The 13746-nt window shown below is 39.6% G+C and carries 9 protein-coding genes; all 9 read right to left on the bottom strand.

What is annotated here, in order from left to right; all coding sequences use genetic code 11:
• Window positions 1–174: 174 nt before the first annotated feature.
• Window positions 175–1497: an MATE family efflux transporter gene (locus EO113_RS05670; protein WP_127135760.1), complete on the bottom strand. Its 1323-nt coding sequence runs from the start codon at window positions 1495–1497 to the stop codon at window positions 175–177.
• Window positions 1498–1677: 180 nt separating this feature from the next.
• The gene (locus EO113_RS05675; RefSeq protein WP_009353464.1) at window positions 1678–2451 is read right to left on the bottom strand and encodes an ABC transporter ATP-binding protein; all 774 of its coding nucleotides are present in this window, start codon (window positions 2449–2451) and stop codon (window positions 1678–1680) included.
• Window positions 2444–3235 carry an ABC transporter ATP-binding protein gene (locus EO113_RS05680; RefSeq protein WP_009353461.1) on the bottom strand — a complete coding sequence of 264 codons (792 nt, stop codon included), beginning with the start codon at window positions 3233–3235 and terminating at the stop codon, window positions 2444–2446. Before EO113_RS05680 ends, EO113_RS05675 begins: the two co-directional genes overlap by 8 nt.
• A 106-nt stretch (window positions 3236–3341) precedes the next feature.
• Window positions 3342–4925, bottom strand: a complete 1584-nt coding sequence (locus EO113_RS05685; RefSeq protein WP_009353491.1) for an ABC transporter substrate-binding protein — start codon at window positions 4923–4925, stop codon at window positions 3342–3344.
• Window positions 4926–4961: 36 nt separating this feature from the next.
• Window positions 4962–5789 carry a nickel transporter permease gene (gene nikC, locus EO113_RS05690; protein WP_009353473.1) on the bottom strand — a complete coding sequence of 276 codons (828 nt, stop codon included), beginning with the start codon at window positions 5787–5789 and terminating at the stop codon, window positions 4962–4964.
• A 1-nt stretch (window position 5790) separates the two neighbouring features.
• Window positions 5791–6723, bottom strand: coding sequence for a nickel ABC transporter permease (gene nikB / locus EO113_RS05695; protein WP_009353476.1), 933 nt, complete (start codon window positions 6721–6723; stop codon window positions 5791–5793).
• Between the two features lie 542 nt (window positions 6724–7265).
• Window positions 7266–8219: a magnesium transporter CorA family protein gene (locus EO113_RS05700; protein WP_009353462.1), complete on the bottom strand. Its 954-nt coding sequence runs from the start codon at window positions 8217–8219 to the stop codon at window positions 7266–7268.
• 302 nt (window positions 8220–8521) lie between these two features.
• Window positions 8522–10615, bottom strand: coding sequence for a heavy metal translocating P-type ATPase (locus EO113_RS05705; RefSeq protein WP_009353490.1), 2094 nt, complete (start codon window positions 10613–10615; stop codon window positions 8522–8524).
• 740 nt (window positions 10616–11355) lie between these two features.
• Window positions 11356–13449, bottom strand: coding sequence for a heavy metal translocating P-type ATPase (locus EO113_RS05710; protein WP_127135761.1), 2094 nt, complete (start codon window positions 13447–13449; stop codon window positions 11356–11358).
• Window positions 13450–13746 lie beyond the last annotated feature (297 nt).

The following is a 13746-nucleotide window of genomic DNA, read 5'->3' on the forward strand; positions in this document are numbered from 1 at the left end:
CTTAAGCAAATTCGCTCATCGGTAACGCCTTTTTGTAGTAATATCAACTGTATATGTTTTTAATTGTCATTAAGATATTCTTTATGGCATATTGTTGTGCCGACTAGAATGTAAAACATCCATCTACTATCGATTACGCTATTTTGTAAAACAACAATTTTCATTAGAAACATATTAGACCGCCAAGGAAAACCGTTTTTTTGCCAATGGCAGGAACAGCACTAAAATGATAGATTCTAATAGGTACGTGAGCACATAGGTCATCCATATGCCGTCATTACCGAATGGAGGGATAAGCAATTCTTGCATGCCTACAAAGAAGACCACTGCAATGAACATCATATTCCGGATAGATGCAGTCTGACCGATGCCATTGTACATACCATATAATAATAATCCTACTGCCGCACAGATAGGATAGAGCAATAGATAATGGGAATATTCCAAGGCCATCGTGTAAATCTCTGGTACTGAGGTCATAACCATAATGACATCATTACGGAATAATCCCAGCACGATTTCTACAATAACCACATATACCGCTAAGCATTGCAGGGAAATCTTCAACGTATCTTTCCAAAGCACCAAGTCACGTTTTCCAAATGCTTTTCCAGTAAATACGCTGACTCCGTTCGCCTGTCCATCTGTGAAGTATGCCATGATAAAGATAATCTCCAAAATCACCGCATTCGTCGCTAATACATCACTGCCCATAGCACTGCCTGCTTTGGCAAACAAATTGTTGATGGTCAACAAACAAAATGTACGAAGCATAAGGTCTGTGTTTACTTTCATGATAGATAGGAATGGTTTCACCCGTTTTAAGGTATTCCATATATGGGACGTTAGGTCTAACCGTTCACGAACTAAGTACATAGCACCTAGGCCTACTAAGAACGCATAGATTTGGGAAATCAAAGATGCCCAAGCCACCCCCTTTACTCCAAAGTCAAAGCCAAATACGAAAAGGAAGGACAAACCAATATTCAACACATTCATGGAGATTTGCATAATCATAGTGGCGCGAATCATCATCTGTCCCATAAGCCAGCCTAACGTAACATAATTGACCAATACGAAAGGAGTTCCCCAGATTAAAATATCTGTATATTCCGACATCAAAGCGATTACCTCTGGGTCGGGATGCATAAAACTTGCATAGTAATCAAATATCCAAGGATATCCCACGATAAAAGCGGCACTGATAAGTAAAGCAATGATGAGAGGCCGAAAAAAACTTAAGGATGCACTTTCCTTCGATTGTTCTCCCAAAGCCTGTGCAGAAAAAACTGTTGTGGCCACCCGCAAAAATCCAAAGAGCCAATACATATTATTAAATAAGATAACTCCTAATGCTACTGCAGCGATGTACATAGCATTATCCATATGCCCCATAATAGCCGTATTCACGGCCCCTAATAAAGGTTGTGTCACCGTAGAAATCATAAATGGAACTGTCACTTTTAAATACTCTTTGTAGGTCAATCGTTCTTCCATCTTACCCTCACAAAAAAAGAGGAACACCTAGGTGTTCCTCTTGAAACATTTTCATACACCATTTGATACGTTTATTATATCAAAGTATGTTCATATAACACAAATATATCTTATTCATACAATTTATGTTATATTACAAAACAATCTATTCATCTAATGAAAAATAATGTTAGCCATAGATTAGCGCTCTAAATTATAAACCGCACTTAATAATTGTTTTGTATACGGATGCTGCGCCTCTGCTAAGGCATCTCCATTCAGGCGTTCTACCACTTCCCCTTTATACATGACCACAACTTTGTGGCAGAATAAATGGACTAATGCCAAATCATGGCAAATAAATAGGTAGGTAATGCCTTTTTCTTTTTGTAACCGTACCAATAGCTCGATGATTGTATCTTGTACAGATACATCTAGAGCACTCGTGGCTTCATCGCAAACGATAATTTCTGGTTCTAATGCTAAGGCTCTAGCAATAGCCACACGTTGCCGTTGCCCGCCACTCATATTATTCGGATATCGGTCTGCAAAATCTTCTGGTAAATCTACCATTTTTAACAATTCTCTAGCTTTCGCATCTACATCTGCTTTGCTAATAAGATCAAAGTTACGCAATGGTTCACAAATGATGTCACGCACTTTCATCTTCGGATTGAAAGCGGCTGTTGGATCTTGGAATACCATTTGAATATGACGATAATTTTGGCGTTTTTCTTCACCTGTTAATTTCGTAATATCTTTACCTCGGAAAATAACAGAGCCAGATGTAGGCGCATGCATATTCATAATAGTCTTCACCAAGGTAGACTTACCGCACCCAGACTCACCTACAATGGCTAAGGTTTCTCCCCGTTCTACATCGATGGAGATTCCATTACAAGCACGCAAAGTAGAACCGTCAGCTAAAGGGAATTCTTTCACAATATCTTGAATTTGCATAATAATATCAGACATAGCGTTTCCCTCCGATTTCTGGCACTGCATTGAGTAATTGTTTCGTATACTCCGCTTGTGGATTACGAATCACTTCCTCAGCTGTTCCATATTCCACCACAGCCCCTTGCTTCATAACCACAATTTTATCAGACATATGAGCCGCCACACCGATATTATGAGTTACAATAATCATCGATGTTTTATTCTCACGATTAATACGTAATAATTCTTCTACAATTTGTGCTTGCGTCGTTACATCTAGGGCCGATGTCGGTTCATCACCTAGCAATAGTTTAGGAGAGAATGTAATTGCCATGGCAATACCTACCCGTTGACGCATACCGCCACTGAGTTCAAAGGGATAAGACTTCATAATTGCTTCAGGATGTGGCAAATTGGTGAGCGCCAACATTTCGATAGCTTTTGCCTCTGCCTCTTGTTTAGACATAGTGCTATGTAATTGAATGAACTCTACAAATTGCTTCCCGATTGTTTGAATTGGATTCATCATATTGCCACTATCTTGGAAAATCATAGCAATATGATTGCCTCGCAAATCCAACCAATCCTTTGTGGAAAACCCTAATAAGTCTTGTCCATCAAAGGTGATGCTTCCTTCAGACACACGACCTGTATTTGGCAATACACCTAACAGTGCACGGATGACCGTAGTCTTACCACTGCCGGACTCCCCTACAATGGAAACAATCTCCCCTTCTGCTAGGTCTAGGTTAACTCCTGCAATCGTAGGATTCGGATTATTTCCATAGGTAACTGCTAAATTTTTAATACTAAGTAACATATATATCCCTTCTGTATATTTCTTACCAATGCTACTGAAAGCGACTGCTACATACAACAAGGGGAGGCAAACCTGCCTCCCAATTGTTGCGGACATCTGCAAAGGATTATTTTGCTGGTTTAATATCTTTAGTCAACCAGTAGTAGTCTGTTGGATACATCACTACATTTGTTAACCATTTGTTATTAACAAGATTTGTTTTAGGGTAACCTAAGAACAATGCTGCACCATCATTCAATAAGATTTGTTGTGCTTCGATAATTAAGCTTTGACGTTTAGATTTATCGAATTCAACAGCTAATTGATCCATGATTGCATCGAATTTAGGATTGCTGTAACCAGAACCATTTTGTGGGTTATCACCATTCAAGTTAGTTTTCCAGTACCATTTCAAGAAGATTTCTGGGTCACCAGTGTTCGCTGTTACGATGTTGGAGATCAATAAGTCATAATCGCCATCAATACCCATTTTATCCATTAAGTTATAGTCAACAGTTTCGATGTTTACTTTAATACCGATTTTTTTCATGTCAGATTGAACAGCTTCTGCATAGATTGGAAGCTCTTGACGGCTGTTGTATACTACGAAGCGCACTTCTAAGTTTTTACCGTCTTTATCTACGTAACCGTCTCCATCAGTATCTTTCCAGCCAGCTTCTGCCAACAATTGTTTGGAACGATCAGGATTGTATGCATTAGGGTCTTTCAAACTATCAAAACCATAATCCAAGCTTGGTGGAATTGGTGCTTTACCAGGAATGAAAGTACCTTTTAACAATACTTCGTTGTAGGATTTACGATCCGTACCGCTGATGAAGGCAGCACGAACTTTTTCGTCACCTAATACACCTTTTTGGTTAATACGAGCTAATACAGTACGCAAAGAAGCGATTTCATCTACTTTGAATTTGCTGTCATTACGCAATGTTTCAAGGTCACCAGCGCCGATATTAACTGCTAAGTCTACGTCACCATTTTGTAATGCCAACGCACGAGTTGTAGGATCATCGATAGATGGAATTTCTACTGTTTTGAATGGAACTTCGCCATCCCAGTAATTTTCATTTGCTTCTACAACTGCTTTTTCTTTAGTAAAAGATTTCACTTTGTACGGGCCAGTACCGATAGGACCTTCTTTTGCAAAGTCACGACCAGCTTTTTCAGCAGACACATCTACGATAATGAATAATGGGTCAGCCAAGAAACCAGGCACATTTGGATACGGTTTATCTGTGGTGATGATCAAATTCTGACCTTCTGCTTTGATATCTGTGTATTTGAAGAATGTAGCAGCACGTTTATTTTTCTCGAAAGCACGCTCAATGGATTCTTTTACCGCTTCAGCAGTTACTTTATTGCCATTGGAGAATTTCGCTTTGTCGCTAATTTTGAAAGTCCAAGTCAATTTATCATTAGATACAGACCAGCTTTCCGCCAACCAAGGTTGCGCATTCATTTTTTCGTCGAATTTAGCTAATGTTTCGCCAATACCGTAACGCATAACTACCCAACCGAAGTAATTTTGTGTTGGCTCCAATGTATCTGCGAAGTTTGTAACACCAAATTTTACTACACTTTTGTCAGCTGGTGCCGCATTGTCGCTACCGCAACCTGCAATCACACCTAATGCCGCTACTGCCATAACACCAAATGTAGCATTACGAAGCCATTTTTTCCAACTTTGTTTCATGTTAAGTCCCTTTCTACAAAACTTACAACTAACACATTAATGTGAATCTGTACTACGTGGGTCTAAGATATCCCGTAGCGAATCGCCCCATAAATTGAAGATGGTAACCACAATGAAAATGGCCATCCCTGGATATAACATCAATTCTGGTGACGATAAAATATATTGACGGTTCTCATTGAGCATTAAGCCCCATTCTGGCGTCGGAGGCTGTGCCCCAAATCCCAAGAATGAAAGTCCCGCAATTTCCATCATCATAGACCCGATATCCATTGCCCCTGTAATGATAACCAAAGGCAATACATTCGGTAAAATGTGGCGCCATAAAATGGTCAATTGTTTCGTACCATTCACTCTAGCTGCCGCAATAAAGTCATTATGACGAAGTTTGATTACCGCAGATCGAATCAATCGTGCGTATTTCGCCCAGCTCACCACAACAAGAGCTAAGATCGCATTGATAGCACTACCACCCAAGATACCGGCAATGGCAATGGCCAATACCACCCCTGGGAAGGATAACATAATGTCCGTAAAGCGCATCAATACAAGTTCTACTTTACCTCCAAAGAAACCAGACAAAATCCCTACTACTGTACCAACAGTGGCTGTTAAGATAACAAGGATGATAGTCATGGACAAGGAAGTTTGTGTACCGTAAATGATACGGGAGAACGTGTCACGCCCCAATTTATCAGTGCCCATCAGATGATCTGCAGAGGGCTTTAAGAAAGCTTTTGACATATCTGCATGAAAGGCATCATGTGGTGTGATATAGGGAGCAAATATAGCAATTCCAACTACAATAGCCACTAAGAGGGAGTAGAAAGAAAAGCGCTTGTGTTGCAAAATAAATTCTTTCATCTTATCCCCTCGCTTTCAATCGTGGATCCAAAATAGAGTAGGACAGGTCTACCAAGAAGTTGATAGCTGTATAGATAAGGGCCACCCACAATACAAAGCCCTCAATGAGTGGATAATCGCGCATGGCAATGGCATAGACCGCCATTTTCCCCATCCCTGGCCAAGAAAATACGATTTCAATCACTGCAGCCCCTGCCAAGAGCCAACCAATACCTATACCCATAACCGTAATCAATGGTAATAAAGCATTTGGTAAGACATGTTTCCATAAAATTTGAGATTCACTCATGCCACGGGCTCTAGCACCCATCACATAGTCTTGATGCAATTCTTCGATAATCACAGTCCGCACTTGGCGCGTAAATTTTGCAGCCATGACGAAAGCTAATGTGATAGCTGGTAAAATCAAAGATTTAAAACTGATCACCGATGTAGCAATTGGCACCCAGTGCAATTTCAATCCGAAGATGTACAGCAGAATCATACCCAACCAGAAACTTGGCATCGATACATTCACAAAAGAAAAGAATCGAATGATAAAGTCTGGCAGTTTATTCGCTTTTACCGCCGAATAAATCCCCATGGGTATAGAAATAAGAACATTTAGCGTAAAGGCAGACACTGCTAATAAGGCTGTTCCGCCCAAGCCTTCTAATAATTTGTCGGTCACTGGTTTTTTCCCTGAATAGGAGGTTCCTAAATCACCTTGTACAGCGCCTGCTACCCAGCGCACATACTGTTCCATGAATGGACGATCTAAGCCCATTTCTTTTCGTGTAGCATCAATCATTTCCTGTGACACAATGGTGTCCCCTGCCTCCAACACCATCAAAGCTGGATCCCCAGGAGCAATGTATGTCAAGCAAAATGTCAGAAATGTAACCCCTATTAAGGTGACTAGCAATTGTGACACCTTACTTAGTATAGTTTTCAATCATCCACATCCTTCCCTTAAAATTAGTGAGCATACATTGATGTAATTAATACATACCAAAAAAAGAAAAGCCACCCTTTGGGTGGATCTACATTAAGTTAGCAAGGGCTATAGTTTAGACAATCTTGCTCCATCTTGCCCATAACCCTATACAACTTTTAGCAATATCTCCCCCAAAATATTCTTCCCTTATTTAAGGTATTCATAGTCAATATCTACGCCCAACTATATTATAGATATTACATAAATATGTTAATTTCTTTTATCAAAAAAGTCAAATGACTAATGTGAATATTGCAAGACATGGAATGCATGCTTGTTTGAAAGTGTACATTTCTAGGTATTTATCTGTGATTTATATCATTTTAAATCATTGCGTTTACACAAATTGAAAAATATCTATATAGTAATTTTATTCATTTTGTATAATATTCATGACTTTTAAAGATAGATATAAGAAACTTTCATAATTAACCTGAATCGTGACATAAGAAAACACACCCCAGGGAGCCCCCTTAGGTGTGTTCCATTTTACTATGCAATTAAAAGAAATCATTTTTCCAAAGCCAATAGCCTGCCAGGGCTGCAAAGCTTATACCAATACCAATCACATACTCAAAGCCATATTCCATATCAGCAAATGGCACCGGTACATTGATACCCCACAAGCTAAAGATGGCCGTTGGTACAGCTAACATAATTGTCATGGCTGCCAATAATTTCATAACTAAGTTTAAATTGTTAGAAATAATGGATGTAAAGGCATTCATCATATTCATCAAAATATTAGAATACATTTCAACCATTTCCACAGCCTGCTTGTTCTCAATGATCACATCTTCTAATAGATCTTCATCTTCTTCATAGATTTTCAACAAATATCGCACATCATCATGACGACGAATACGTAAAATCCGTTCCATTACCGTACCATTACCACGCAGTGCAGAGGTAAAATAGGTCATGGATTTTTGTAATTCCAATAATTGGAACAAATCTTTATTCCGTGTCGTATGTCGTAATGTTTTTTCAATGTCATCCGTACGGCGGTCGATTTGTTGTAAGTATCGCAAATATAGTACCGCTGTGCGATACATGATTTGGAACAGAAATCTTGTCTTTTTAAAAGTATAGAAGGTTGGCATTTGATTGCTCAAGAACGGATATAGCACCTCTGCTTCTTCTAAACAGATGGTAATAAAGAAATCTTCTGTCACAAAGACACCTAGTGGAACTGCATCATATACATCAGAACCACGCAGTACTGGAATGTTAATAACGACGAAAATGTATTCATCTTCAATTTCTACGTGAGACCGTTCTTCCGTATCCAAAGCTGCTTTCAGTACGTCCGTTGGAATCTGTGTCATCATATTGACGATAGCCAACTCATCGGGGTCTGGGTTCACCAAATTTATCCATGAACCTTTTGTAGCATCTTGTACAGTGGAATCTGTAAATAATTCCCCCTCTACGTGTTTGTGTACCGTTAACATGTGACACCTCCTTAACGTCTTAATAACCCTACCCTTTATCTTAATCAATCGAGGCCGATTCGTCAATTTTTTTATGATTTCTTGTGAAAGTTACTAACAACCTTTCACTATTTCCACTCAATCAATGTATAGGAGTAAATACGATACCCATGTACAACAAAAAAGACCTGGCCTAATACCAAGTCCTTTTTGCTGTATAGTTGTTATGTAGTGATATATGCCTTGTATGACTACAAGTAGGGAAGATATCACAATACCTCCTGCTACATAGTTGGGCGTACATGCTAGCAGGAGGCGTTATGTTATTTGCTGTAGAATATACGGATAGAGTTCAAGATACAAAGAATGGATACCCCTGTATCTGCAAAGATAGCTACCCACATATTAGCAAAACCAAATACACCTGCTACCATAACGATGATTTTTACAGCAATAGCGAAGAAAATATTTTGCCATGCAATAGACAAAGTACGATCCGCAATACTTAAGGAACGCCATACAGAATCTAGGTTAGAGTTCATGTACACCACGTCTGCTGCTTCGATGGCAGAATCTGCACCACTACCCATAGCACCACCTACATCAGCACCTGTCAATACAGGCGCATCGTTGATGCCATCACCTACGAACATAACAGAACCATGATCATTACGTAGAGACTGTACCACTTCTAATTTATCTTGTGGTAATAACTCAGCACGTACTCCTTGGATACCTACTTGTTGAGCAATATACTTTGCACTAGCTGCCACATCACCTGTAAGCATCACTGTTTGATATCCTTTGCCGTTCATGCGACGAATGGCTTCCTTAGAATCAGCTTTTAAAGCGTCAGCGATGATGATACGGCCTACGTATTGACCATCAACAGCTACGAATACTTCACTACCATACACATAATCAATCAATGGCGTTGCAATATTTTCTTTCGCCAACAAACGACCATTGCCGACTAATACAGTATGACCTTCTACGGTGCCTACCATGCCGTGACCGGAAATTTCTTTTACATCCTTGGCCGTAGTAAACTCTACCCCTCTACGTTGTACTTCTTCTACGATAGACATCGCAATTGGGTGTGTAGATACGGTTTCTAAGGCTGCTGCATATTGCAACACTTCGTTTTCTGTATAGCCACTAGCTACTTCTACTGTTTGTACGTTGAAAGTACCTGTTGTGATAGTACCAGTTTTATCAAATGCAATCGCTTTCACACGGCTCATAGCCTCGATTGCTTTACCACCTTTAAATAAGATACCTTGTCGAGAACCAGCACCAATACCAGAGAAGAATGCCAATGGCACAGATAATACTAAAGCGCATGGGCAAGATACTACTAAGAATGTTAAAGCTGTATAAATCCAATATTGCCATTCTCCTGTGAATAAAGGTGGTACCACGGCAACGATAATTGCCAATGCCACTACGATTGGCGTATATACACGAGAAAAACGAGTAATAAAACGATCAATCTTTGGTTTCGATGCTGCTGCATTTTCCACAGCATCTAGAATACGCATAACCATGGAATCTTTTAATTCATGCGTTACTTCTAAGACAATGCGACCATCTACATTGATGCAACCAGACATCACTTCAGTGCCTACCGTAGCACTCACAGGAACTGGTTCACCAGTTACCGCTGCTGTGTCGATACGTGTAGTCCCTTCTACAACACGACCATCCAATGGAATACGATCACCAGGACGAATTTCGATATGAGATCCGACTTGTACATCTTCTGGGTTCACCACCTGCACGCTGCCATCACAAGCGATTAAACGCACTTCTTCTGGGCGAAGATCCACTGCATCCATTACGGCATTACGACTGCGTTCTGTAGCACGTTCCTCAAAATAAATGCCCACTTGGAAGAACAACATAACCCCAACTGCCTCTGCATATTCACCAATGATTAACGCACCAATAGTAGCAATGGACATCAAGAAATTTTCATCGAACAGTTTACCTTTCATACCATTCTTAATTGCTGCCCATACAATGCGCCATCCTAGTATAACAAAAGTCACCACCATCAATGGAATCATATATTGCTCAGACACCCAATTGGTAAACTCTGCTACTACCATCACGATAGCGCCTATAATAATCCCCACTAAACTAGAATTATGCTCATGGTCATCCTCTGCTTGTTGTGCTTTTTTAGATGCACGCACAAATGGTACCACTACTACACCATCTTCCGTAGCATCACATACCGCTTGGATTTGTTCTTGCAAAGCATCCATATCTTCTACAGTAGATGTAATACGTAATTGCTGCGTACCAAGTGTAAATGTTGCTGCTGACACAGATTCTAGTTGATTTAATTTTGCTTCAATCACGCTAGCACAATTGGCACAATTCAAATTTTGTAGTTTAAAAATGCGTTCCATCGTATCTCCTTTATGAATTATAATATGTAACCTTACTACTTGTTTTAAAGTTTGTTTTAACACTGTTTTAACACTTGAGTGTTTGTTCATATTTTTATTATATCTATAAATTTCTATTTTGTCAACATATGATTGTATATTCATTTATATTTTTTTATCCTATTTTCATATTATCTCTATAATAAAAAGGCACCCTATTACTTAGAGTGCTAAAAATCGCTGTATCCGGATTCAAACCGCATCTTTATAACAATATGTTATCTTCGTGGTATTCCACAATGTATTCTTACAGACAATATAAAAAGTGTAATGCTGACAGCAAGAAGTCATGGTACCCAGGGTCAACCGCAACCTAAAGCTGAACAGTTTAGTAAGAATATGGGGTTTCGCTTCCAACCATGCATGTCTGACCGACCATAAACTAAAGGAACGGTAGAGTACCAAATGAAAATACTAGATGAATTACATGCCTACCAAGGGCAACTTAGCTTTGATGAGCTCAACGAAAATGTAGACAAAATTACATTATGTAGTAACCTTTCTATTTCAGGGTTATAGGACAAAATGAGTTGGTAGACTATGTCCCTACACGATAAAGAGGACTTAGCCTAATGACCAAGTCCTCTTCACTGTATAGTTATTATGTAGTGATATATGTCTTGCATAACTGCAAGGAGGGGAAGATATCACAATGCCTCCTGCTACATAGTTGGGCATACATGCTAGCAGGAGGACTTATACTATTTACTGTAGAAAATACGGACAGAGTTAAAGATACAAAGAATGGATACCCCTGTATCTGCAAAAACTGCCACCCACATATTTGCAAAGCCAAATACACCAGCCACCATAACGATAATTTTTACAGCAATGGCGAAGAAAATATTTTGCCACGCAATGGACAAGGTACGTTCTGCAATACTTAAGGAACGCCATACAGAATCTAGGTTGGAGTTCATATATACCACGTCTGCTGCTTCGATGGCAGAGTCTGCACCACTACCCATAGCACCACCTACATCAGCACCTGTCAATACAGGTGCATCATTGATACCATCACCTACGAACATGACAGAGCCATAGTCATTACGAAGAGATTGGACAACCTCCAGTTTATCTTGTGGTAATAACTCGGCACGCACACCTTGGATACCTACTTCTTGAGCAATATGATTAGCACTCGCTGCCACATCACCTGTGAGCATCACTGTATGATATCCTTTGCCATTCATGCGACGGATAGCCTCTTTAGAATCTGCTTTCACAGCATCGGCAATGACGATACGACCTACATATTGACCATCAATAGCTACGAGTACTTCACTACCATATACATGTTCAATGGTTGGTACCATTACATGTTCTGTTTCTAATAAACGACCATTACCAACCAATACGCTATGCCCTTCTACAATGCCTACCATACCATGACCAGAGATTTCTTTTACATCCTTAGCCGTATTAAACTCTACTCCTCTACGCTGTACTTCTTCTACAATGGACATAGCAATCGGGTGTGTAGAACCAGCTTCTAGAGCCGCTGCATATTGCAACACTTCATTATCTGTATAAGTACCAGCTACTTCTACTGTTTGTACGTTGAAAGTACCTGTTGTGATAGTACCTGTTTTATCGAAGGCAATCGCTTTCACACGACTCATAGCCTCGATCGCTTTACCACCTTTGAACAAGATACCTTGTTTAGAACCAGCACCGATACCAGAGAAGAATGCCAAAGGCACAGACAATACAAGAGCACATGGGCAAGATACAACTAAGAATGTTAACGCTGTATAAATCCAATATTGCCATTCTCCTGTGAATAGAGGAGGTACTACGGCAACGATAATCGCCAATGCCACTACGATTGGAGTATATACGCGAGAGAAACGAGTAATGAAACGATCAATCTTTGGTTTCGATGCCGCTGCATGTTCTACAGCATCAAGAATGCGCATAACCATGGAATCTTTTAATTCATGCGTTACTTCTAAGACAATACGCCCATCCACATTGATGCACCCAGACATCACTTCTGTACCTACGGTAGCGCTCACTGGAACTGGTTCACCAGTTACCGCTGCTGTATCGATACGCGTAGTACCTTCTACTATACGGCCATCCAATGGAATACGATCACCAGGACGAATTTCGATATGAGACCCTACTTGTACATCTTCTGGATTCACCACCTGCACGCTACCATCACAAACGATTAAACGCACTTCTTCTGGACGAAGATCCACTGCATCCATAACCGCATTACGACTGCGTTCTGTAGCACGTTCCTCAAAATAAATACCTATTTGGAAGAACAACATAACCCAAACAGCCTCTACATATTCACCAATGATTAACGCACCAATAGTAGCAACAGACATCAAGAAGTTTTCATCGAATAATTTACCTTTCATAATATTTTTAATTGCTGCCCATGCAATGCGCCAACCTAATATAACAAAGGTTACAATTAATAATGGAGTAAGGTATTGCTCTGGCACCCAATTTGTAAACTCTGCTACCACTATCACAATAGCGCCTATAATAATCCCCACTAAACTAGAATTATGCTCATGGTCATCATCTACTTGTTGTGCTTTTTTAGGTGCACGCACAAATGGTACCACTACTACGCCATCTTCCGTAGCATCGCACACCGCTTGGATTTGATCTCGTAACATATCTGTATCTTCTATACTAGAGGTAATGCGCAATTGCTGGGTGCCAAGCGTGAAAGTTGCTGCTGACACAGATTCTAGTTGATTTAATTTTGCTTCAATCACGCTAGCGCAATTAGCACAATTCAAATTTTGTAATTTAAAAATGCGTTCCATCGTATCTCCTTATGAAATTATAATATGTAACCTTACTACTTGTTTTAAAGTTTGTTTTAACACTGCTTTAACACTTAAGTGTTTGTTTATATGTTATCGTCGTGCCAGTAGACCAACAGCGATTTTTTATTTGTTCTATTATCCCATAGATTTAATAGATTTTCAATATCACTTTACCCCTAATACTTTAGATATCTCTGCCTCTATATAAATGTTATCCCATTTCTTCTTGACTTTGCCCCTCTTATAAGATGTAATATAAGTAAGAGAAAGAGCAGTACATAACACTAAGGAGGC

The sequence above is a fragment of the Veillonella sp. 3913 genome (genome assembly GCF_003992235.1).
GTDB lineage: Bacteria > Bacillota > Negativicutes > Veillonellales > Veillonellaceae > F0422.